The organism is Leclercia sp. UBA5958 (genome assembly GCF_002430365.1).
In the GTDB taxonomy this organism is placed as follows: Bacteria; Pseudomonadota; Gammaproteobacteria; order Enterobacterales; family Enterobacteriaceae; genus Enterobacter; species Enterobacter pneumoniae.
This window is the reverse complement of record NZ_DJCE01000007.1, coordinates 53,779-77,313: the sequence shown is the minus strand read 5'-3', so window position 1 is coordinate 77,313 and position 23,535 is coordinate 53,779. Positions and strand designations below refer to the sequence as shown.

The following is a 23,535-nucleotide window of genomic DNA, read 5'->3' as shown; positions in this document are numbered from 1 at the left end:
GTGGTAAGGTATGGGTTTTGAGTCAGACTGGATGAGTGAGAGTAATGGCAAAGCTGCGTGTGGGTATTGTATTTGGGGGAAAATCAGCAGAACACGAAGTGTCGCTGCAATCGGCCAAAAACATCGTCAATGCGATTGATAAGAGCCGGTTCGACGTTGTGCTGTTGGGTATCGATAAGCAGGGACAGTGGCATGTTAATGACGCCAACAGTTACCTGCTTAATGCTGACGATCCGGCACACATCGCCCTGAATCCTTCTGACATGAGCGTCGCGGTTGTGCCGGGCGTGGCACAGAATCAACTGCTTAACGCCAGCAACGCACAGGCCCTTCTGCAACTCGACGTCATCTTCCCGATCGTGCACGGTACGCTGGGCGAAGATGGCTCGCTGCAGGGCATGCTGCGCATGGCAAACCTGCCGTTTGTCGGCTCCGACGTACTGGGTTCTGCCGCCTGCATGGATAAAGATGTCACCAAACGTCTGTTGCGCGACGCCGGTCTGAACGTAGCGCCTTTCGTTACCCTCACCCGCGCCAATCGCGACAAACACAGCTTTAGCGCTCTACAGGCAGAGCTTGGCCTGCCGCTCTTTGTGAAGCCGGCAAATCAGGGGTCGTCCGTTGGGGTGAGTAAAGTCAGCAGCGAGGCGCAATTCAACGAGGCCGTACGTCTGGCATTTACCTTTGACCATAAAGTGGTGGTTGAACAGGGTATCAAAGGACGTGAAATCGAGTGTGCGGTGCTGGGCAATGACTTCCCCCAGGCCAGTACCTGCGGCGAAGTGGTACTGAACAGCGATTTCTATTCGTATGACACCAAATACATTGATGACAAAGGCGCACAGGTCGTCGTGCCGGCAGCCCTGCACTCGGCGGTAAACGACCGCATCCGGGCCATCGCGATTGAGGCTTATCAGGCGCTGGGCTGTCGCGGAATGGCCCGGGTCGATGTCTTTTTAACCACTGAAAATGACGTCATCATCAATGAAATTAACACCTTGCCTGGCTTTACCAATATCAGCATGTACCCGAAATTGTGGCAGGCGAGCGGCATCAGCTATCCAGAGCTGATTACCCGCCTGATTGAGCTGGCGCTGGAGCAGCATGCCGCCGATAGCGCGCTTAATATTACGGTAAACGGTTAATCGACATTATTCGCCGTCGGCTCTTCCGGGCGACGGCGAATAATCAATCCTGCCAGCCAGAAGCTAATGACCCATGTCACCAGACCTACCGCATAGGTTTGCCAACCCTTCGCTTCAAATCCCAGTAACCCCACAACCCCATTAAGAATAAAGATCAGCCCAATGGCAAAGGCGTAGTAATGCCAGTCACGGCGAATTTTGGCAGGCAGTTTCATGGTCGCTCCTGAATAAAAAAAACATCCTCGCATAGTTTCCGCGTCAGGTCTGTGTCCAATACGGAAATTCTTAAATGTTAATGAATTTAACTTAAGGTTACGAAATTGTGAGTTGGTGCAGAAATCGGCGATCCAGGAGAAATCCATGCTGCAAATTACCACGATTCCGATATTGACAAATGCGATGACCTGTCAAACTTCGCTTATATCACTGGTGTATGGCCAGAACGAACTATACGGAGGTCTTTATGGCAGACTTTACTATGTCGAAGCCGATCTTTAATGGTAAACACCCGAAAACCTCCACGTCAGGTAATATCGCCTATGCCCTGTTTGTACTGTTCTGCTTCTGGGCGGGTTCGCAGTTTTTGAACATGTTGGTGCATGCACCTGGCGTCTATGAACATTTGATGCAGGTAGAGGACAGCGGCCGCCCGCGCGTTGAAATCGGACTGGGCGTGGGAACCATCTTTGGACTGATTCCCTTCCTGGTGGGCTGCGTCATCCTGGGTGTTGTCGCGCTAGTTAACCGCTGGCGTCGCTACCACTAATTCATTGCCATACAGCGAGCCCGACGATCGTCGACACGTTTCGCAAACCAGGCTGTGGTCAGGTTGCGCGTGATCTTCGGGCTCTCAAGCTGAATGCCTGGCAACATCTCTCGCGGCAACGTCTTTCCACTCTTCTGCTCCGCTAACGCATAAACTTGCTGATAAAGTTTCGTTTTCTCGAAGCTCTGGCTATCGCTCTTCTCCAACTGGTGTCGAATCTCGCTCTCGCTCATATCCAGCTTCCCGGCCAGCTTGCGAACCGCCATCTCGGTTTTGCCCGCCGTGCGGCTACCATAAGCAATTAAATCGCCATCCAGCGCCAGCTTCACACCGCTGGCGCGGCTGACGGCATTCTGAAATGCCGCGTTACGGCTCGCGTACCAGCCTGCATTGAAGTCGGCAAAGCGGTACAGCGGCGCGCTGTAGCTGGCAGGGTAATTGAGCAGATGATAAGTCCCAAACCACAAACCTCCGCGCAGGGAAAAGACCTCCTGACGCACGGTACCGTCATACTTCCACGGGTAACCGTCGGTGTGTTTCTCGGCAAAGGCGATACTGACCTGCATCGGCCCGCCGGTATGTATCGGGTTAAGCGAGCCGAAGAGCTTTTGCCCCATCGGCACCATGCTGATCATATCGTCGAAGATTTCACTCAACTGCTTCTCAGTTTTCACCGTGTCCAGCCGCTCGCTATAACTCTTGCCATCAGGAGAGGTGATTTTGAGGGCGGTATGGACCAGAAACGCCGGTATATGCATCGATTCTGCCCGTCGGTCGATCTCCTTCCAGGCGATCTTGTTCAGCCCGGGCACCTTAGGGTCGGATTGATACATTGACTCCTGCTGCGCTACCGCCAGTACCGAACAGATATTCTCTTCGGTCGGGGCTATCTTCTGGCTATCGAAGGTCTTTGCCAGCGCGCTGGCCCACTGGTCGCGATCTTTCACGCTGGCGGGCATTTTCTGCCGCACCACGCTCGCGACATCGACGGGTTTCTCGCCCTTTTTAAGCGGGGCTGCACCTTGCTCAGCACAGCCTGCCAGCACCAGGGCAGCAAGGAGTGATAACGGTAAGGCGCGTGATACGGCAAAAGGCATAACGACTCCCTGTATTAGCTTAACGTGTTGGTCACTTCCTGCAGTGGCTGGTTATCCAGCTCGCGTTCAAAGCTGCGTAAACGTTTATAGATAGACATCAACTCTACCAGCGTAGTCCAGGAGCTGATGAGATACTGGAACGAGCCCCTAACCTGGCCGAAGACGTTGGTGATCTGAGTCATCAGACCGAGGGTAATGGTACCGGCAACGATCGACGGGAACAGCAGGAATAAGCCGAATACGTTATCGACCTGCAGATAGAGAATGCGCGCAATGTTGAAGTACATGTAGTGGAAATAGAGGCGGAAATAGTTTTGACGTACCGCGCTGAACAGCTGACGCACAGTAGGCGGCGAGGCCCGGTTAGCGTCATCTTCACCGTAAACCAGCTCTTTACGGTAGGCGGCTTCAACGCGCTGGTTTTTGAACTCCAGTCCCGGCAGTTTGATCCCCACCACCGCCAGTAAACCGGTGCCCATCAGCGACCAGATAATCGCGGCGATAACCAGACCGTACGGGACATGGCCGATAATGGGCAGATCCGGCACGTGAGCCGACAGGGTAACCAGCACCGGCAGGAAAGCGATCAGCGTCATGATGGCGTTGAGAAAGCTCACCCCCATATCCTCCAGCGTAGAGGCGAAACGCATCGTGTCTTCTTGCACACGCTGGGCGGCACCTTCGATATGACGTAACTGCTGCCAGTGGGCCATATAGTGCTCGTTCATGGCGGTACGCCAGCGGAACACATAGTGGCTGACAAAGAAGTTATTCATCACGCCAATGATCACGGCGATCAGCGCGATGCCGAGGAAGACCCCCACTTCGTGATAAAACTGGTCGATAGAGACCTTGTGCGGGGAACTGAGAGCCTTCTGGATCAGATCATAGAAGGGAGCATACCAGGCGTTGACCGCGACCCCGACTTCCACCAAAAACCAGGTGACAAAAATAATTAATGCCGTTCCCAGCACGGACCAGTACTGCCAGCGATGGGGTGAAAAGGTAAACCAAAAAAGGGCAAACAGCCCAACGCAGAGGGCGTAATAGGCGTAGAACAAAAGATAACTACGCGCCCAGAAACGTGCGGCACTAAGGGGTACGTCGCTGGAAGCACCAATTAGGCGCTCAAGCCAGGCGCCGCCACCGGCCTGCCAGAAAATAACGGCGATAAGGCCCCATATAAATGCCGAGAGGAAAAAGGGCCCCGGCTTTGGGAAAAATGACTTAAACATAAAACTTCCTTCTTGTAATTATGGCTGTTGCTGTGTTCAACACATCACCACACGACATTGCATCCACCAGCCGGTCTCCGGCCGGTGCAAAAAAATCAGACCTGACGGGTAATTATTAGTTCGCTTTCCAGTGGGCGAGAATTGTTTCGGTGAGTTTCACACCCGGCGGATTGCCGGGAGCAATCAGATCGCGCCAGACATCGTTGTAGTGGTTTATCAGCGTTTCTGCCCGGGCGGCAGGACGGTGGGCGGTGGTGTGCGCATCACCGGCGACGGTGATATGGTATCCCCGGCTAACGCCATTTTTAAGGGTAGTATCCACGCAGTAGTCGGTAGCACAGCCGCAAAGCACAAAATGATGAATATCCAGCTCGCTTAATAACGCGGCGAGCGAGGTGCGGTAAAACGCATCGCACGCCGTTTTGGTCACGTAGTGCGCCCCTTCCGGCTGGTGCAGTTCAGGTAACAACGCAAACCCCTCGCTCCCCTCTTCCAGCCCACCAGCTTCGGTATGCTGGATAAAAATGACCGTATCGGCGGCCTGGGTTAACTGATTGATACGTGAAACGCATTGTTCGCGCTGAATACGAGGGGTCGCAAAAACACCTTGCTGCATATCGACAACCATCACCACACGCTTTTCTGACATCACCTTCTCCGGGTCGCTGAGCTACGTAGGGGTCTATCATAAGCCCGATGTCACAAAATGGGAGATGGCACGTAATGAAATTGTTTTTATTTACTCGCGGTTACGTTTTTCCCGCTATCGTTAGGCTATTCAGCCCATTGCACCGGGCACGTTAGTAGTATAAATACGCTTAATTATCTTCATTTCTCTTATGGATGCTTTTCGTTGAAATCTTGTCTGCTATCTATTGCCGCGCTGTGTGCGGTGAGCCTTTCGACGGTTCAGGCTGCCCAACCGCTGACCACCCCGGTACTTGCCTCTGATATTGCCGACCGTTATGCAAACCTGATCTATTACGGCAGCGGCGCAACCGGTATGGCACTGGTTGTTATTGATGGTAATCAGCGCGTGTTTCGGAGCTTTGGCGAAACGCGTCCAGGCAATAATATTCATCCGCAGCTGGACTCCGTGGTTCGTATTGCGTCCTTAACCAAATTAATGACCAGCGAGATGCTGGTGAAATTACTCGATCAGGGGGTCGTGAAGCTTAACGACCCGCTGAGCAAATATGCGCCACCGGGTGCACGGGTGCCAACCTATCAGGGCACCCCTATCACCCTGGTTAATCTGGCGACGCACACCAGCGCCCTGCCGCGTGAACAACCGGGCGGTGCGGCGCATCGGCCGGTCTTCGTCTGGCCAACCCGCGAACAGCGCTGGAACTATCTGAGCACCGCGAACCTGAAAACCACGCCGGGCTCCCAGGCAGCCTACTCTAACCTGGCATTCGATTTACTGGCCGATGCTCTGGCTACCGCCTCGGGTAAACCTTATACCCAGCTGTTTGAAGAGCAGATTACGCGCCCGTTGGGTATGAAAGACACCACCTTTACCCCCTCACCGGATCAGTGCAAACGCCTGATGGTGGCAGAGAAAGGGGCCAGCCCATGTAACAACACGCTGGCAGCCATTGGCAGCGGCGGTGTCTATTCCACACCCGGCGATATGATGCGCTGGATGCAGCAGTTCCTCTCTTCCGATTTCTATTCGCGCAGCACTCAGGCTGACCGGATGCAGACGCTGATATATCAGCGCAGCCAGTTCCAGCGCGTCATTGGCATGGATGTACCGGGCAAAGCGGACGCGCTGGGTCTGGGCTGGGTGTATATGGCGCCAAAGAACGGGCATCCGGGAATTATTCAGAAAACAGGCGGCGGTGGCGGTTTTATTACCTATATGGCGATGATCCCACAATCGAACGTTGGCGCCTTTGTGGTGGTCACTCGCTCCCCCAATACCCGTTTCGTCAACATGAGCGATGGTATTAATAAACTGGTCACGGAACTCAGTGACAACAAAGCTCAGGTTGTTCCTGCTTCCTGATCGCGTTAATACTCTGCGGGTAAACGGTTGATACTGACCAGTTTACCCCGAACCATATTGATGTAATTCCCCTGACGCAACGCGGCCAGCACCTCGGCCACCACAGAGCGCGAAATCCGCGTGCGTCGCTGGATGTAATTCATTACCCCCACGCGCATACGCAGCGTCTCATCCCACTGAGCCATATCCAGCAGTGTCGAGCGGATCTGGCTATAGGAGTTGTTTCCCACCAGCTGTTTATCGCGGATTTCCATGACCCGATGATGCCAGGAGAGCCAGCAAAAGGCCTCCCGCCACAGGCCGGCTTGTTGTATGAGGGTGCGGGCCGTGGCCGCAGGAAGATAAAAACCCGTGCAGGGTGAATGGGTGATAAGTTTGTATTCGGTACTACAGCCCATCATTCCGGCATTAATGCCAAAGATATAGGGTGCGCTCACTATTTCCATCAACAAGTCATCTTGCTGCCGATGAATTGCCAGCGTGCCGGTTTGCAGCAATAACGCAAACTGCTCCTCTTCGAAGACTTCCCCAAATACAGAGTGTTGTCCTGCCAGTTTGAACGTTTTGCTATGGTCAAAAAGGCACTTTTCAAGCCGGGAGAATTCAGGAACCGGCTTTGCGTAACGGTTCATGCAGACCTCAAATCATCCTTGAAAATACAATGGGGAGGCAAAGCCTCCCCATTTTACAACGACTACCAGGTGTATTTCACACCCAGGTTAGCACCCCAGTTCTGCTCAACGTCGCCGCCGCCCAGGTAGGTGGCGTCAGTATAAGCGCTGAAGTTTTTGGTGAAGCTGAACTGCGTTCCCAGACCTGCACGTACCGCAGAGCCTTTCACGCCGTTATCAATGCTATCGCCGTTAACATCAGCATTCTCGCTGGCATCGTCATAGACATAAGCCAGTTTGAAGTATGGCGTTAACGCCTGATCGTCACCGTAACCGAAGGTGTAACCCGCGTCTAAACCGAGTTCATAACGCATGCTGTTATAAGACTGCGAACCCACCTGCAGGTCGTTGCTCAGACGATAGTCATCACCCGACTGGAACAGGCCAGAAACCGCGGCATATGGCGTTAAGTAGCCTGCGTCGTTCGGCATCCAGTCGTAACCAAGCTTCAGGCCAAAGCCCCAGGCATCGGTATTCGTGCTGCCGTCAACGTACTCGCCGTTGCTCATGGTCGCGCTCAGATCATTGTTGAAGCGGGTATAGCTCATGCTGCCATCGAGGAACATATCGTTGGCAAATTTAGCAGCGGAGTAGATCATCGCCGTCTGGCTATCCTGATCCACCTGACCTGAACGGTCATTCATGTCGCCTTTAGCGAAGGCTGCAGCTGCACCGACGGTCCATTTCGCGCTGTTGCCATCAATCTGGGTATCTACACCCACCATGATGCCGCTCACGTCCTGATCGTACTTGATGACATCGTTGTCGCCATCGACGTTACCGCCAAAGAAGCTAACCCAGGCGCCGCCCTGATCCGTCAGGCCATGACGCCCATTGGTCAGGCGGGTGCCTACGGTATCCTGCTGCAGATTCCAGATATTGGTATTCGCAGAAGGAATGCTCAGCGCCATATTGGCGTAATCCGTTAAGCGTTCCTGATTCAGAACAACAGTATCGCCCTTCTGCTGTGCCTGGTAGGTATATGCACCCAGATCGGCGCGGTTAGCCGCCGTGAAGGAGACGCGGGTATCAGCGTTGTTATCATAAACACGGATAAGCTCTTTGTTGCGATAATCTGCAACGCCGCCTTTACCGGTCGCGTTATCAAGACGCACTTTGTAGTTACCTGAGGTTTCACCATTAACGGCCAGATGACCATCCGCGTTGATGGCAATCACACCGTAATCGTCCCCACTCTTCATGCTGTCATTAGTGATATAACGCGCGTTGTTCAGATCGGAATTGAACACATAATCGCGGCTGGCAACGTTCAGCACGCCGCCGTCGATCAGCACCAGTTTATGGGTATCAACCTGGCCCAGACCCAGCGCCAGCTCAGAGCGGTTGTCAACGGTGATGGTGTTCGCGTACAGATCGGCAAGCTCCTGAGTCAGGGTTGCCTGGCTGCTGCTGTCAAGGTTCAAGCTGTTTGTTGCCACACTACCAGCATCACCGATATTCAGGGTAGAGGCGTTAGTCAGCGTAATGCTGTCGGCCAGCAGGCCGGAGTTTTCTACATTAACCTGAGAATGGTTCTTCACGGTCAACGCATCGATGTTCGACTCTTTACGCGTGTCCCACTCTGAACCGTTATCCAGTGTAACGTTGAAAATACCGCTCTGATAAACCTGGGTACCCACCAGATGGTTGTTACTGTTGAAGGTTGAATCAGGCCAGATGCTGTTTGGTAACAGGGTAGTCAGATCAACGCTGCTATACCCCAGACCATACATCTGAGACGGGGCGATCATCTCCACGCTGGAGGTCGCCGCACCGACCCACTTGCTGCCATTGGTTAAGGTCAGATCCAGTTTATCGGTACCGTCCCAGCCGTTGGTGGTTGGGTTGTAAACGCCGTCGGCAGTGGTATCGGTCGCCGGGTCACCATTGACAAAGAAGTTATTATCAAAGGTGCTGGAGAACAACACATCGCCTGTCAGGGTCGAGTGGTCAAAGCTTGCCACCGTCTGCATGGCGTTATCAGCCGCGCCAGCCGCAACGATGAGCGCAGCATCATCCAGTGAGGTGGCACCCGGATTGCCGTAGTCGCTCGGCTTCGCTGACTGACCATAAAAACCGGTGGTTCCCAGGTCGCTGTAGGCACCGGATGTGACAGCAGAGTCGGTCACTTTGAGGGTGTTATTGAAGACATGCGCGCTGTTTTCGATGCCAACGGTGCTGTCGTAAGGGGTATTGTCCGGGTAGTTATAACCCTGAGTCAGGGTTATACCCGCGATGCGGGAGTTGTTTTCGATAACGATATCAGACTCAACATCCAGACTGATAGCATTGCCGAGCGCGTAGGTATCCCAGTAGTTGGTGGTAGTGCCGCCTGTTACCACGTCGTAAGCGTAATGCTCATAGGTGTCGTTAATGGTGGTATTATTCACCCTCAATGCGAAGCGGTCGTACTGGTAGTGGGTAGAACCGTCGCGATTCACGCCGCCCGCACACTCCGTGGTGATACATTCAGAGGTGACCATACCATTAAGGGTACTGTTGCTGATGGAGAGCGAGTTGGTTTTACCGCCGACTGCATCATCAAGGTAGTAACCAGAGATCACCCCGTTTACGACAGATTTGTTGATAACCGGATAGATATCGCCATCAACCGTGGCACTGGCATTGCGCCAGTCAGTGTAACCGTTATACAGCGTAGAGGCGGCGGTACCATCGTAGCCAAAGGTATTATAGGTTGTACCAGAAATATCTTTTGCATTTGCCTGAGAAGCGATAGCCATCGTGCAGGCTAATGCAATTTGAGATACAACAAGTTTCTTTTTCCATTTTTGCATTGGGTCATCCCTCCTCAGGGACGTAAGCAAGTTTGTCCATAAATACACAGCAAATAAATTGCGCAATGAATTATGCCGCCTCAAAACAAAATGGTTCAATGAATCGATGAATTATGTCCGAAAACAGACAGAATTAATAAACACTTTTTAATCGACAAAAATAAATTAAAAAATAATTTAATAACAATAGCTTATATTAAAACAAAAGATACAGCGCAAAAAACGAAAGATCAGAAAAATAAATCAACAAAGCGAAACAAACAATTATCATGAATATTAAAATGAAACATGAAAGATAAATTGCCCGTTAATCACAAGGCGTTAGATAAGAAATAACATCAAGAAAACACTTTTTGAGGATGACAATATTATTGCCCTACTTATTTCCTGACATTAATCAGGTTCATAAACCCGCGGGTACCGTACCGATCCGGGGCTTAAGGCTAAACGACAACTTTAGTAAAACAGTCCGGCAGCAGTTCAGGTAAACTGGTGCTCCTTATTTTCGCAAACGTCAGGCATACCATGACCGATTTAATTGCACGTCCCCGTCGCCTGCGCAAGTCACCCGCACTGCGCGCTATGTTTGAAGAGACAACACTGAGCTTAAACGATCTGGTGTTGCCGATTTTTGTTGAAGAAGAGATCGATGACTACAAAGCCATTGATGCTATGCCGGGCGTGATGCGCATTCCGGAAAAGCATCTGGCACGTGAGATCGAGCGTATCGCCAACGCCGGGATCCGCTCGGTGATGACCTTTGGTATCTCCCATCACACCGATGCCACCGGCAGCGATGCGTGGAAAGAGGATGGCCTCGTCGCCCGCATGTCCCGGATCTGCAAAGAGGCCGTGCCGGAGATGATCGTTATGTCCGATACCTGCTTCTGCGAATACACCTCTCACGGCCACTGCGGCGTACTGTGCGATCACGGCGTAGACAATGACGCTACTCTGCTTAATCTCGGCAAACAGGCGGTTGTCGCCGCTGCCGCAGGGGCTGATTTCATCGCGCCATCGGCGGCAATGGATGGCCAGGTGCAGGCGATTCGCCAGGCGCTGGATGCGGCGGGTTTTACCGACACCGCCATCATGTCCTACTCCACTAAATTTGCCTCCTCTTTCTACGGCCCGTTCCGTGAAGCCGCAGGAACCGCGCTGAAAGGCGACCGCAAAACTTATCAGATGAACCCGCTGAACCGCCGCGAAGCGATCCGTGAATCCCTTCTCGACGAAGCTCAGGGTGCCGACTGCCTGATGGTGAAGCCGGCGGGGGCCTATCTGGATATTCTGCGCGACATCCGCGAGCGTACCGAGCTGCCATTGGGTGCTTATCAGGTGAGCGGTGAATACGCGATGATCAAATTCGCCGCACAGGCGGGCGCCATCGACGAAGAGAAAGTGATCCTGGAGAGCCTGGGAGCGATCAAACGCGCGGGCGCGGATCTGATCTTCAGCTACTTCGCGCTGGATCTGGCTGAGAAGAAAATTCTGCGCTAATCCCCCACTCGACCGGGTAGCGGCTTTGCCCTGCCCGGCCTGAACCCCCCCGCACGAATCTTCACTAATCTGCAATAGAAACGACATCTGGCCCTACTACTGTCTCGGCAGGACAGGAGGAGAAGCCACCATGTTTAGTCTCGACAGCGTTCTCGATGACCTTTGGCCTCAGGCGAGGCCTGCGCCCTGGCAAAAAAGCCTGCTAAAAAAGCTATTTTATGAAGAAGAGTTTCAGCAGTTCGCCGCTACCCACCGCCACCTGAAAGGACTCGATATGGTGGAGCAGGTTCTGGAGCACCTGGATATTCATTGCACCGTCTCCGCCCGCGATCTCGAACAAATCCCCGAACACGGCCCGCTGGTCATCATGGCAAATCACCCCACAGGGACTCTCGACGGGCTGGCGCTCATGTACGCCGTCTCGCGCGTTCGCCGCGATGTCAAAGTGGTAACCAATCGTATGCTGACGCACCTTGAGCCGTTAAGTTCGCTGTTTATCCCGGTGGATAACCTGGGCGGTAAAACGGCGAAAACGTCGTTGATACAGATGGAACAGCATCTGCAAAACGCCGGTGTGCTTATCTTCTTCCCGGCGGGCGAGGTGTCGCGCCCCACCCGCAAAGGGATCCGCGATAAAAAGTGGCATTCCGGCTTTATTAAACTCGCCGGTAAGCTTCGGGCCCCCTTGCTGCCGGTGCACATTCAGGCACATAACAGCCTGCTGTTTTACGCCACCACGCTGATCTCCCCTACCCTTCCTCTGCTGTTATTGATGCAGCAAATGTTCCGCCGCCGCCACAGCGCGCTGCCGATTAAGATCGGCGAGCAGATTACCTGGCACAGCTGGTTTAGCCCCACCTTATCGCCCCGTGAGATGGCAGAGCAGTGCCGCCGGCACGTAGTGCGTTTGGGGAAAGGACTGCCCGGTATCTTTAAAACTGTCTCTGCGATTGCCCGCCCCGAAGATCGGGCGCTGCTCAAACGAGAGCTGGCGCTGGCGGAGTGTCTCGGGAAAACCGGCGACGGAAAAATCATCTATTTATGGCAACGCAACGGGCAGGAAGAGGCCCCGCTTCTGCGCGAACTGGGGCGTTTACGGGAAATTTCGTTCCGGGCCGTGGGGGAAGGCAGCGGCAGACGACGCGATACCGACAGCTATGACGATGACTACCTGCACCTGATCCTGTGGGATGAAGAGGAGCTGGAGATCGTTGGCGCCTACCGCTTTATGCCCACGGCCGCTCAGGTCGAAAAACGTGGCGTGGAGGGGCTGTACAGCTACAGCTTGTTCCAGTACGACGACAAAATGGAAGAGGTGCTGGCGCATGGCATTGAGCTGGGACGCAGCTTCATTCAGCCACGCTACTGGGGGCGTCGCGGGCTGGATTATCTCTGGTCTGGCATTGGCGCCTGGCTGGCTCGCTATCCGCATTATCGTTATCTGTTTGGCCCGGTCTCAATTTCAGGGGGACTACCGCCCGACGCCCGGGATTTACTGGTGGCCTTTTACCGCCTCTGGTTCCCGGCGAGCCACCCGTTGGCGGCTTCTCGCCAGCCTTATCCCGCGTCGCTGCCTGACGTGCTGGCGCAGTTTGGTGGGGTAGATTATGTTGATGACCTGACCCGGCTGAAATCACTGCTGGGTAATATGGGCTGCGGCATTCCGCCGCTCTATAAACAGTACTCTGAACTGTGCGAACCCGGCGGCGTGCAATTTATCGATTTTGGCAGCGATCCGGCCTTCAACAACTGCGTTGATGGGCTGGTGCTGGTGGATTTGTGTTATCTGAAGGCGAACCGCTATCAGCGGTATATTGAGGCGCATTTACCTCCCTCACCCTAAAAGGGAAAAGCTGAACACCGTACTACCCCATCTCCTCGCCCCAAAGGGGCGAGGAGATGGTGAAGGGAATCAGCTCGCACGATAAAACGGTTTATCCCCCAAAATTGTCGCTCGCTGCATAATCCGGCGCTGCGGCAGGTAATCCGCGTTGGCATAGTGCTGCGTCACGCGGTTATCCCAGATAGCCAGATCGTTCTCCTGCCAGCGCCAGCGCACCTGAAACTCCGGTTTGGTGATATGCGCGAAGAGGAAGTGTAACAGCGCCTCGCTCTCTTTTTCGGTGACGTCCACAATACGGGTGGTAAACCCTTCGTTCACAAACAGCGCCTGTTTGCCCGTCACCGGATGGGTACGCACCACCGGATGCAGCAGCGGAGGATGCTTCGCCACCGCCTCTTGCCAGCGCTGGTGCTCCTCTTCGGTCTTACGGTACTTATACTCCTGGAACGATTTCTTAAAATCGTGCTCCGCTCGCAGTCCGCTCAGTAGCGTCTGGAAGGGTGCCGATAACGCCTCAAAGGCCGCAATACCGCTGGCCCACAGCGTGTCTCCGCCCGTTTCGGGTAACTGTTTCGCCGCCAGAATCGCCCCGGCAGGTGGCGTATCGATAAAGGTCACATCGGTGTGCCAGTTGTCATTATCCGGCGGGTTATTGTTATGGGTATCCAGCACAATTATCTCCTCCACCCCTTCCGCATGGGGATAGACGGGGTGGATATGCAGATCGCCAAAACGCAGTGCCAGCGCACGCTGCTGCTGTGGCGTGATGGCCTGCTCGCGCAGGAAGACCACCTGATGGCGCAGCACCGCATGGTACAGCTGCTCAAACTGGTTATCGCTCAGCGGGCGGCTGACATCCAGGCCCGAGACCTGCGCGCCAATATGCGGCCCCAGCGGGGTAATGGTCAGACGTTCACTCATTGAATCTCTCCATGCCAGGGCGTCAGACGACGCTGTAACGCGCGCAACCCCAGTTCTAATCCGAAGGCAATCACGGCAATCACCGCAATACCGGCCAGCACCACGTCAGTCGCCAGGAACTCTCCTGCCGACTGCACCATAAACCCCAACCCACGCGTGGCGGCGATAAGCTCGGCCGCCACCAGCGTCGACCAGCCCACGCCAAGACCAATACGCAGCCCGGTTAAAATTTCCGGCAAAGCACCGGGCAAAATCACAAAAAGCAGCACCTGCACGCGGCTGGCGCCAAGCGACTGCGCGGCACGAATCCGCACCTGCTGAGCACTTTTCACCCCCGCCAGGGCAGACATCGCCACAGGAGCAAAAATTGCCAGATAGATCAGCAAGATTTTTGAGGTTTCACCGATCCCAAACCAGATAACCATCAGCGGCAGATAGGCCAGCGGCGGCACCGGCCGGTAAAGCTCTATCAGCGGATCCAGAATGCCGCGCAGCGTTGGGCTTAACCCCATCGCGATCCCCACCGGGATGCCGACGACCACTGCCGCCAGCAGCGCCACCAGAATACGCGCCAGGCTGGCCCCTAAGTGCTGCCAGAGCGTGGCGTCCATAAAGCCTTGTGGGCCAGCGATGCTGATCAGTTTTTCCAGCACCTGACCCGGCGGGGGGAGAAAGAGCGGGCTGATCCACTGCTGGGCCGCAACGGCCCACCACACGGCCAGCAGCGCCACCAGCGTACTCACGCTCAACGTGATTTGACGGGAGAAGGGCCAGCGTAATGCGAAGCGCGAGCGCCGCGTTTTTTCACCGAAGACAATGCTCACGAGAATGCCTCCCGTTGTTCAAACACGCGACTCAGCACATATTCGCGCTGCTCGATAAACTGCGGATCGGATTTGATACTGCGCACCGGCTCACCCGCCACGTAGCGACGGGCAAAGTCGAGCGACAAGCGCTCCTGCACGCGTCCAGGCCCGGGCGATAACAACACCAGTTCCGTGGCCATAAATATCGCTTCTTCAATATCGTGCGTAATCAACAGCACCTGTTTTCCGGTCTCATGCCACAGACGCAGCAGCAGGGTTTGCATCTGTTCACGGGTGAAGGCGTCGAGCGCCCCAAAGGGCTCATCCAGCAGCAGAAGCTGCGGATTCGCCGCCAGCGCGCGGGCAATTCCCACCCGCTGGCGCTGGCCTCCAGAAAGCTGCCAGATATAGCGTTTTTCCGCCCCTTCGAGCCCCACTTTTTTTAGCATCTCCCGGGCAACGGTCAGGCGCTGCTCACGCCCAAGGCCCGCCAGCTGCAGGCCAAAGGCCACGTTCTCCTGCACGTTACGCCAGGGCAACAGCCCCTCGTTCTGAAACACCACGCCACGTTCCGCGCCTGGCCCCTGGACCTTTTTTCCCTCCAGCTGGATGCTGCCATGCTGATAAGGAACAAACCCGGCAATCAGATTCAACAGCGTGGTTTTACCGCAGCCAGACGGCCCCAACACGACCAGCAGCTCACCGCGGTCGAGCGTCAGATTGATCTCTTCCAGTGCGGGCTTTCCAGCGTAATCCGCAGACAGATGGGTAATATTCAGCATCGCAGGCAACCTTATTTGACAAAGCGGTCGGTAACGTACTGGCTGTAATCTGCCGCTACCGCCGGCACTTTGCCTTGTTCTTTCAGGAAGCCAGCGGTATCCACAATCGCTTTATTCACCGGCCCGGCCAGCTGCTGTGCCTGCTGGGCAGGGGTCAGGTAGGTGTTGCCCTTCACCAGCCCCGGCACGTCCGCCTTCGGTACGCCGCTCAGACGAGAGAGTTTTTCCAGATTATCGGGTTGTTTCAGCCATTCATCCGGATTGGCAATGTAGGGCTGCTGGGCGTCGATGGCGCTTTTGGCAAAGGCCTTGACGACCTCGGGATGTTGTTCAGCAAAGTCTTTGCGCACAACCCATACGTCGAGCGTTGGCGCCCCCCACTGCCCCACTTTTTCAGAGTCGGTGAGCACGGTACCCTCTTTTTCCAGCTCATTCACGACAGGTGCCCAGACGTAGGCGCCATCGATATCGCCGCGCTGCCAGGCGGCAATAATTGCCGGGGGTTGCAGGTTAAGAATTTGGACCTGCCCCGGCTTGATGCCCCAGTGTTTGAGCGCTGCCAGCAGGCTGTAATGGGTGGTGGAGATAAAGGGAACGGCGATGCGCTTGCCGATAAGATCGGCGGGCTTCGTGATACTTTTCTTTACGACCAGCGCTTCAGACTGGCCAAGCTGGGACGCCAGCAGAAAAACTTCAATTGGCACCTGCTGGCTGGCCGCTACCGCCAACGGGCTGGAGCCGAGGTTACCAATCTGTACATCACCGGAAGCCAGCGCCCGCACGATAGCAGCCCCGCTGTCGAATTTGCGCCAGTCCACGTTGGCGCCGCTCGCCTTTGCAAAGGTGTTATCCGCCTGGGCCACTTTCGCCGGCTCGGCAGAGGTTTGGTACGCGACGGTGACATCCACCGCCTGCGCCTGAAATGCCCACAGCGCCAGCGCGCCGAGTAACGTCATTCTCGATGAAATCGCCATAGTCTCTGTCCCCCTTGTTGTTATGGGAGCAGTATTTCCGGCGAGATCATTTTCATAAAGGAACAAAATCGCATCGCTCATTCCGATTCGTTTTTAGAAAAAAAGCGGCAAAAGATAGTTAAAAACTGACGGAACGCTTTATTGCAATTCTGTTACATCCGTTACATAACCGCAGCCACAGCATTGCCAGCCCGGCGGCAACGGGCATCATAGAGTCACTCTTGTGCAATGGGTGCTGAAATGATCAAAGTCGTGCTGGTAGACGATCACGTGGTGGTCCGTTCCGGGTTCGCCCAGCTATTAAATCTGGAAGATGATCTGGTGGTCGAAGGCCAATACAGCAGCGCCGCTGAGGCCTGGCCGGCCCTCTCACGGGACGCGATTGACGTCGCCGTGATGGATGTCGCCATGCCCGATGAGAACGGACTGAGCCTGCTGAAGCGGCTGCGTCAGCTACGCCCTCAGTTTCGCGCCATTATTCTGAGCATCTATGACACGCCGGCGTTTGTTCAAAGCGCGCTTGATGCGGGTGCCAGCGGCTATTTGACCAAACGCTGTGGCCCGGAAGAGCTGGTACAGGCGGTACGCTCCGTCGGCATGGGTGGTCACTATTTATGTGCTGACGCGGTAAAAGCGCTGCGCGGCGGCGAGCCGACGTCCAGCGTGCTCAACGTGCTCACCCCACGCGAACGGGAGGTGTTTGAGCTGCTGGTCAAAGGCGAGAGCGTCAAGGAGATTGCCTTTAAACTGGCCCTGAGCCACAAAACCGTACACGTCCATCGCGCCAACGTGCTTGGCAAATTACAGTGCAACAGCACCATTGAGCTGGTGCATTTTGCCCTCGACAACCAGTTACTCACGGGCCACTGATGCGGCGCCCCCTGCGACATCTTATTCTTTCGTTGTTTATTATGCTGGCCTGGGGCACCGGCTGGCTGATGCTATGGACGCTCAGTTTTTACCTCACCCACAATGGCCAGCAGGCGGCGCTTTTTCTGCCACAGGGCGTTTATCTGGCCCTGCTGATTCTGCTCGCACGCCGCTACTGGCTGGCGCTGATCCTGCCCGTGCTGGCGGCGCTGTTGTGGCTGCACGAGGAGCAATTACTTACCCACCACGTCATGCTCGCGGTGCCGCTAACCGGCCTGCTCAGCGCCTGGTTAGCCCAGCGCTACTGGCACGCGTTTCCCCTCTACTGGCAACGTCTCTCGATGCTGATTGCGGCCGTAACGGTTAATGCCCTGCTGCAAACCCTGCTGTTGTCGCCGTTTCTGGAAAGCACCGCTACCCTGCTATTACTGGCCTCGTTTACCGGTGGGGTGTTGCTTACTCCGTTTGTCTATCTGGTGTTTGAATTTTTGCGCCAGCAGCATCGCTATCATCTGCTGGGGCTGGATACCAGCAACCCGCCGCTGCGGACGTCCCTTATTATCTGGTGCAGCCTCTTTTTCATTATCGGCATCGGCACCCAGATGGTGCTCTCCCCATCGCTGGAGCGGTTACTGCTGATTGTGGTATTCCTGCCCAACGTGGTGATGGCGTGGAAATTTGGCTGGCAGGGCGGCGTACTCTCCGGGTTACTCGGCAGCATGATGATCACCATTGCCCGGCAGGTCGGGATCGGATTTAGCGATCTGCTGGAGCTGGAGATTTTCCTCGCCACCCAGTCTCTGCTGGGGATGGGTCTGGGGATCGCCATCAGCCGCCAGCAGCATCTGGCGATGAACCTTGACCGCTACCGCCGTCGGCTGGAAGCGGAGTTACAGGCCCGGCGAGAGCTGACGGAAAAGCTGATCCATACTGAAGAAGATACCCGCAAGCACCTTGCGCGCGAACTGCATGATGAGATTGGCCAGAACATCACCGCTATCCAGATCCAGTCTCAGCTGGTGAAACGGGCGGGCGATACGCCGCTGGCCGTGGAAGCCGCCGGTCAGATTAACGAACTGGCACGTCGTATTCATCACTCCACCCGCCAGCTACTGCGCCAGCTTCGCCCACCGGTGCTGGATGAGCTCTCCCTGAAGGAGGCGCTACATCATCTGGTGAATGAGTTTGCCTTTACCGAGCGCGGCATCGCCTGCCGGTTTGACTACCAGCTCCCCGCCCCGCCGCAGAGTGAAACCGTCATTTTCACCCTCTACCGCCTGCTGCAAGAGTTGCTGAATAACGTAAGCAAGCACGCCGACGCCAGCGAGGTGACGATCCTGCTCTGTCAGCGCCATGATCAGCTGCATCTTGAGGTGCGTGATAACGGCAGCGGGATGGGTTCACAGCAGCCAGCAGGGTTTGGTATTCAGGGGATGCGTGAGCGCGTCTCTGCCCTGGGTGGCGATTTGACGCTGGAATCCCACGCGGGGACGCGCGTAATTGTTAACCTGCCCACAAATTTGCAACAAACACCGCATTAACCAGGAAAAAGTCTTAGTCACTCCAGACTTTCTCTCATCCCATTTCAGTCGCGCTTAACTAGAGTCAGCTCAAACGGAGAAGATCATGCACGTACTGTCTGCCGAACAGGTTTCACAACGTTATCGGGCGCTTCGCCCCAGACTGCTGCTGTGTATGGTGATTGGCTACGCCGCGTTCTACCTGACGCGTAAAAGCCTTAACTATGTGTTACCCGCGCTGCAGATGGATTTGGGGCTGAGTAAGAGTGATATCGGGCTGATTGGCTCGCTCTTCTACCTGAGCTACGGGCTGTCGAAATTTGCCGCCGGACTCTGGCACGACAGCCACGGTCAGCGGGCATTTATGGGCATCGGGCTGCTGGCGACAGGGGTGTTGAACGTGTTGTTCACCTTTAGCGATGCCTTCCCGCTGCTGCTGTTTATCTGGACGCTGAACGGCTTCTTCCAGGGATGGGGATGGCCGCCCTGCGCCAGATTGTTGACCCACTGGTACTCGCGCAATGAGCGCGGCTTCTGGTGGGGATGCTGGAATACCTCCATCAATATTGGCGGGGCGATTATTCCACTGATTTGTGCCGCTGCCGCCCACTGGTGGGGCTGGCAGGCGGCGATGCTGACACCGGGGATAATCAGCATCGTGCTTGGCCTGTGGCTGACCACACAACTGCGGGGCACACCGCAGGAAGAGGGTCTGCCGACGGTCGGCGAATGGCGTAACGATCCGCTCGAGTTACGCCAGCAACAGCAGAGCCCGCCGATGGGTTTGTGGCAGATGTTACGCAGCACCATGCTGCAAAACCCGATGATCTGGCTGCTCGGGGCGTCGTATGTGCTGGTGTATCTCATCCGCATCGCCCTGAACGACTGGGGGAATATCTGGCTGGCAGAGAGCCACGGGGTAAACCTGCTGAGCGCTAACGCTACGGTGATGCTCTTTGAAGTGGGCGGACTGCTGGGGGCGCTCTTTGCCGGGTGGGGATCGGATCTGCTGTTCAGTGGTCAGCGTGCGCCGATGATTTTGCTTTTCACGCTGGGGTTGATGGTGTCGGTGGCCGCCCTGTGGCTGGCGCCGGTCCACCATTACGCCCTGCTGGCGATGTGTTTTTTTACGGTGGGATTTTTTGTCTTTGGTCCGCAAATGCTCATTGGCCTTGCCGCCGTGGAGTGTGGACATAAACAGGCTGCAGGGTCGATTACCGGTTTTCTTGGCGTGTTCGCTTATCTGGGGGCCGCGCTAGCCGGGTGGCCGCTGTCGCAGATTATCGAACGCTACGGCTGGTCGGGAATGTTCAGTTTGCTCTCGATCGCCGCCGTGCTGATGGGTTTGTTACTGATGCCATTGCTGATGGCGGGCATCACCGCTTCTCGCAGTCACATAACGTCATAAAAGGCTGAATAATGAAAACGACACTTCTCTCTACCCTCATTGCTTCCGGGATCGCGCTGGCTACCTTAACGGGTGCCGCACAGGCTAAAGGCCGCCTGGTGGTTTACTGCAGCGCAACCAACGAAATGTGCGAAGCCGAGACCAAAGCGTTCGGCGATAAGTACGACGTCAAAACCTCGTTTATCCGCAACGGTTCCGGCAGCACGCTGGCGAAGGTGGATGCCGAGAAGAAAAACCCGCAGGCCGACGTCTGGTATGGCGGCACCCTGGATCCGCAGTCTCAGGCGGGCGAAATGGGGCTGCTGCAGCCGTACAAATCGAAGAATCTTGAGCAGATCATGGAGAAATTCCGCGATCCGGCCAAAGTGAAGGGCAACCTCTCTTCGGCGGTCTACGTTGGGATCCTCGGCTTTGGTGTGAATACCCAGCGTCTGAAAGAGAAGAACCTGCCGGTGCCTCAGTGCTGGAAAGATCTGACCAAACCGGAATACAAAGGCGAGATCCAGATTGCCGATCCGCAAAGTTCCGGCACTGCCTACACCGCGCTGGCAACTTTTGTCCAGCTGTGGGGTGAAGATCAGGCCTTCGACTACCTGAAGCAGCTTAACGGTAACGTCTCTCAGTACACCAAATCCGGCATTGCCCCGGCGCGTAACGCCGCACGCGGCGAAACGGCCATCGGCATCGGGTTCCTGCACGACTACTCCCTGGAAAAAGAGCAAGGGGCGCCGCTGGAGCTGATCTCCCCGTGCGAAGGCACCGGGTATGAAATTGGCGGCGTGAGCATTCTGAAAGGGGCGCGTAACGAAGAGAACGCGAAGCTGTTCGTCGACTGGGTGTTGTCGAAAGAGGCTCAGGAGCTGGCATGGAAGAAAGGCAAATCCTATCAGATCCTGACCAACACCACGGCGGAAACTTCGCCGAACTCCCTCAAGCTCGACGATCTGAAGTTGATCAGTTACGACATGGATAAGTATGGCTCCACGGATGTGCGAAAAGCGTTGATCAACAAATGGGTCAGCGACGTGAAGATGGGTAAATAAGCCCGCAAACAGTGGTTATCACCCGGCGCCATTTTGCCGCCGGGTCTCCAACACCTGGAAAACTTATGTCACACACACTCGCTCTCCATCCCGTCAAAAAACGGGATGCGGTATTCCTTTGGGTTTTACTCGGCTGGCTGGCCTTTGCCCTGCTGCCGAGCTGGAGCCTTGATTACGGCCTGCTGGAGTCCACCAGCGACGAGATCCTCGATGCCTACAGCTGGTCGCAGGTTAATATCAGCTGGCTGTGGTACGTGCTGCCAAGCCTGCTGCTGGTGCGTCCGTTTAACGAAGCGAAACGCGAACAGCGCAGCCGCCATTACCTGGACGCCGGCTGGGCGCTACTGTGCATGGCGTTTGTGGTCATAAGCGCTACCCTGGAAGGGCGCGGTTTAGGCTATGCCACCATCGTGCTGTTCGTGGCGCTGGGTGCCATCATGACTCTGGCCCTCACCCGCCTGGAGTGGCTGGGCGGTGACCGCTTTGTCATTGGATCCCTTATCACCATTGTTGCCCTGATCGGCATTTTCATCGTCTGGCCCAGCATCGCCATCTTTATTCCGATGTTTACCAACGATGCCGGCGAGTTTGCTCCGCTGGCGTTTATGAATGTGCTCTCGCAGGCGCACATCATTCAGGTGATCATTAACTCCATTCTGTTGTCGATTGCCGTCGGTATCGGCTGCACCTTCTTCGGGCTGGTGCTGGCCATTTACACCACTCGCATCGCCAAACGCAGCGCGATCATCGGCCGCATCTTCTCCATTCTGCCCATTGTGACCCCGCCGTTTGTGGTGGGCTTAGGCGTAACGCTGATGATGGGGCGCTCCGGCTATGTGACCGAATTTATGGTGGAGTGGTTCGGTTTAACCAATACCAACTGGCTGTACGGCTTTACCGGCATCTGGCTGGCGCAGGTGCTGGCCTTTACGCCGATGGCCTTTATGATCCTCGACGGGGCCATTAAAACTATTCATCCGTCGCTGGAAGAGGCCTCCTATACGCTGCGCGCCAGCCGCTGGCAGACCTTTAACGGCGTCTTCGTGCCGCTGCTGAAACCGGCGCTGGCCAACGCCTTTTTAATTGTCATTGTCCAGTCGCTGGCAGACTTCAGTAACCCGCTGGTGCTGGGCGGCAACTTCGACGTGCTGGCGACGCAAATCTACTTCTATATCACCGGTTCGCAGCTGGACTATCAGGCGGCCAGTACGCTGGGTGCCTTCCTGCTGCTCTTCTCGCTGCTGGTGTTCTGTATCCAGTACATGTGGATTGGCAAACGCTCCTACGTGACCGTCTCCGGTAAATCCTACCGCGGTGACGTGCAGCCGCTACCGGTGACGCTGGTGTGGAGCGTCATCGCGCTGCTGGCGGTGTGGATCGCCTTCAACGCCCTGCTTTACGGCAGCATCTTCTACGGCAGCTTCACCGTCAACTGGGGGGTGGATTACACCCTGACGCTGGATAACTTTATCAAATTGTTCGGCCAGGGCATGAGCGACGGCGCATGGCCTTCGCTGCTCGACACACTGCTCTACGCCGGGATCGCCGCGCCGATCACCGCCGCCTTCGGTCTGCTGATTGCCTGGGTGGTTGTGCGCCAGCAGTTTAAAGGGAAAAAGACTATCGAGTTCACCACCATGCTCTGCTTCGCCGTACCGGGCACCGTGGCTGGCGTCTCCTATATTCTGGCCTTTAACAGCGCGCCGGTGTACCTGACCGGTACCGCCGCCATCGTCATTATTTCCATGGTGATGCGTAACGTGCCGGTGGGCATTCGCGCCGGGATCGCCGGGCTGGGTCAGATCGACAAGTCGCTGGATGAGGCCTCGCTCAGTCTGCGTGCCGGGAGCTTGCGAACCATTACCCACATCCTGCTGCCACTGCTGCGCCCCGCCATTTTGTCGGCGCTGATCTACAGCTTTGTGCGCGCTATTACCACCGTCAGCGCCATTGTGTTCCTCGTCACGCCGGATACCCGCGTGGCAACGGCCTACATTCTGAACCGCGTGGAAGACGGCGAATATGGCGTGGCGATTGCCTACGGCTCGATCCTGATTGTGGTCATGCTGGCGATCATTTTCCTCTTTGACTGGCTGATCGGTGAGGCACGTATCTCCCGTTCAAAAGCCAAAAACCAGGCGTAACACT

Annotated in this window: 20 protein-coding genes; 10 read left to right on the top strand and 10 right to left on the bottom strand. The window is 55.6% G+C overall.

Annotated features, from left to right (window positions below):
• The first annotated feature begins 44 nt into the window (after positions 1–44).
• On the top strand, positions 45–1,145 hold the full coding sequence (ddlA, locus tag B2Q93_RS09810) for a D-alanine--D-alanine ligase (RefSeq protein WP_286932734.1): 1,101 nt from the start codon (positions 45–47) through the stop codon (positions 1,143–1,145).
• On the opposite strand, the gene B2Q93_RS09805 is transcribed toward ddlA, so the two are convergent.
• Complete coding sequence (locus tag B2Q93_RS09805) at positions 1,142–1,360, bottom strand: DUF2754 domain-containing protein (RefSeq protein WP_040076978.1); 219 nt, start codon at positions 1,358–1,360, stop codon at positions 1,142–1,144. The genes ddlA and B2Q93_RS09805 overlap by 4 nt on opposite strands.
• Before the next feature lie 248 nt (positions 1,361–1,608).
• On the opposite strand from B2Q93_RS09805, the gene B2Q93_RS09800 reads away from it, so the two are divergent.
• The gene (locus tag B2Q93_RS09800; RefSeq protein WP_040076979.1) at positions 1,609–1,911 is read left to right on the top strand and encodes a YaiY family protein; all 303 of its coding nucleotides are present in this window, start codon (positions 1,609–1,611) and stop codon (positions 1,909–1,911) included.
• Here B2Q93_RS09800 and B2Q93_RS09795 read toward each other — a convergent pair.
• From B2Q93_RS09795 to B2Q93_RS09785, 3 genes are all read right to left on the bottom strand, one after another.
• Positions 1,908–3,008: a DUF1615 domain-containing protein gene (locus B2Q93_RS09795; protein ID WP_286932732.1), complete on the bottom strand. Its 1,101-nt coding sequence runs from the start codon at positions 3,006–3,008 to the stop codon at positions 1,908–1,910. The two genes, B2Q93_RS09800 and B2Q93_RS09795, sit on opposite strands and share 4 nt — an antisense overlap.
• Before the next feature lie 14 nt (positions 3,009–3,022).
• A complete protein-coding gene (sbmA, locus tag B2Q93_RS09790; RefSeq protein WP_286932730.1) occupies positions 3,023–4,243 on the bottom strand; it encodes a peptide antibiotic transporter SbmA in 1,221 nt (406 codons plus the stop codon).
• Between the two features lie 115 nt (positions 4,244–4,358).
• Entirely contained in the window at positions 4,359–4,892 is a 534-nt protein-coding gene (locus tag B2Q93_RS09785) for an isochorismatase family protein (protein ID WP_040076982.1), read from the bottom strand.
• 204 nt (positions 4,893–5,096) lie between these two features.
• On the opposite strand from B2Q93_RS09785, the gene ampH reads away from it, so the two are divergent.
• Positions 5,097–6,254 (top strand): D-alanyl-D-alanine-carboxypeptidase/endopeptidase AmpH, encoded by a 1,158-nt coding sequence (gene ampH / locus B2Q93_RS09780; protein WP_286932728.1) that lies wholly within the window; start codon positions 5,097–5,099, stop codon positions 6,252–6,254.
• Positions 6,255–6,259: 5 nt separating this feature from the next.
• On the opposite strand, the gene B2Q93_RS09775 is transcribed toward ampH, so the two are convergent.
• Positions 6,260–6,886 (bottom strand): helix-turn-helix domain-containing protein, encoded by a 627-nt coding sequence (locus tag B2Q93_RS09775; RefSeq protein WP_286932726.1) that lies wholly within the window; start codon positions 6,884–6,886, stop codon positions 6,260–6,262.
• Positions 6,887–6,948: 62 nt separating this feature from the next.
• Entirely contained in the window at positions 6,949–9,720 is a 2,772-nt protein-coding gene (locus tag B2Q93_RS09770) for an autotransporter outer membrane beta-barrel domain-containing protein (protein WP_286932725.1), read from the bottom strand.
• 525 nt (positions 9,721–10,245) lie between these two features.
• Between B2Q93_RS09770 and hemB the strand changes: the two genes are divergently transcribed.
• Positions 10,246–11,220 carry a porphobilinogen synthase gene (gene hemB, locus B2Q93_RS09765; protein WP_207293077.1) on the top strand — a complete coding sequence of 325 codons (975 nt, stop codon included), beginning with the start codon at positions 10,246–10,248 and terminating at the stop codon, positions 11,218–11,220.
• A 130-nt stretch (positions 11,221–11,350) separates the two neighbouring features.
• Positions 11,351–13,063, top strand: coding sequence for a lysophospholipid acyltransferase family protein (locus B2Q93_RS09760; RefSeq protein WP_286809827.1), 1,713 nt, complete (start codon positions 11,351–11,353; stop codon positions 13,061–13,063).
• Positions 13,064–13,132: 69 nt separating this feature from the next.
• Here B2Q93_RS09760 and tauD read toward each other — a convergent pair whose 3' ends face one another.
• Genes tauD through tauA form a run of 4 tightly spaced genes read right to left on the bottom strand, consistent with a single transcriptional unit; the run spans position 13,133 to position 16,546 of the window.
• The gene (gene tauD / locus B2Q93_RS09755) at positions 13,133–13,984 is read right to left on the bottom strand and encodes a taurine dioxygenase (RefSeq protein ID WP_286932724.1); all 852 of its coding nucleotides are present in this window, start codon (positions 13,982–13,984) and stop codon (positions 13,133–13,135) included.
• Positions 13,981–14,808, bottom strand: coding sequence for a taurine ABC transporter permease TauC (gene tauC, locus B2Q93_RS09750; protein WP_207293074.1), 828 nt, complete (start codon positions 14,806–14,808; stop codon positions 13,981–13,983). The genes tauD and tauC overlap by 4 nt, the downstream gene beginning before the upstream one ends.
• Positions 14,805–15,572 carry a taurine ABC transporter ATP-binding subunit gene (tauB, locus tag B2Q93_RS09745; RefSeq protein ID WP_286809835.1) on the bottom strand — a complete coding sequence of 256 codons (768 nt, stop codon included), beginning with the start codon at positions 15,570–15,572 and terminating at the stop codon, positions 14,805–14,807. The genes tauC and tauB overlap by 4 nt, the downstream gene beginning before the upstream one ends.
• Positions 15,573–15,583: 11 nt before the next feature.
• A complete protein-coding gene (gene tauA, locus B2Q93_RS09740; protein ID WP_286932722.1) occupies positions 15,584–16,546 on the bottom strand; it encodes a taurine ABC transporter substrate-binding protein in 963 nt (320 codons plus the stop codon).
• A 240-nt stretch (positions 16,547–16,786) separates the two neighbouring features.
• Here tauA and B2Q93_RS09735 point away from each other — a divergent pair, with 240 nt between their 5' ends.
• The 5 genes from B2Q93_RS09735 to B2Q93_RS09715 all read left to right on the top strand — a co-directional run bounded on the left by B2Q93_RS09735 (position 16,787) and on the right by B2Q93_RS09715 (position 23,531).
• Entirely contained in the window at positions 16,787–17,416 is a 630-nt protein-coding gene (locus B2Q93_RS09735; protein ID WP_040076988.1) for a response regulator transcription factor, read from the top strand.
• Positions 17,416–18,957: an MASE1 domain-containing sensor histidine kinase gene (locus B2Q93_RS09730; RefSeq protein ID WP_286932720.1), complete on the top strand. Its 1,542-nt coding sequence runs from the start codon at positions 17,416–17,418 to the stop codon at positions 18,955–18,957. The genes B2Q93_RS09735 and B2Q93_RS09730 overlap by 1 nt, the downstream gene beginning before the upstream one ends.
• A gap of 85 nt (positions 18,958–19,042) precedes the next feature.
• The gene (uhpC, locus tag B2Q93_RS09725; RefSeq protein WP_286932718.1) at positions 19,043–20,344 is read left to right on the top strand and encodes an MFS transporter family glucose-6-phosphate receptor UhpC; all 1,302 of its coding nucleotides are present in this window, start codon (positions 19,043–19,045) and stop codon (positions 20,342–20,344) included.
• Between the two features lie 11 nt (positions 20,345–20,355).
• Positions 20,356–21,387 carry an ABC transporter substrate-binding protein gene (locus tag B2Q93_RS09720; RefSeq protein ID WP_040076991.1) on the top strand — a complete coding sequence of 344 codons (1,032 nt, stop codon included), beginning with the start codon at positions 20,356–20,358 and terminating at the stop codon, positions 21,385–21,387.
• 65 nt (positions 21,388–21,452) lie between these two features.
• On the top strand, positions 21,453–23,531 hold the full coding sequence (locus B2Q93_RS09715; protein ID WP_286809841.1) for an ABC transporter permease: 2,079 nt from the start codon (positions 21,453–21,455) through the stop codon (positions 23,529–23,531).
• Positions 23,532–23,535: the final 4 nt, after the last annotated feature.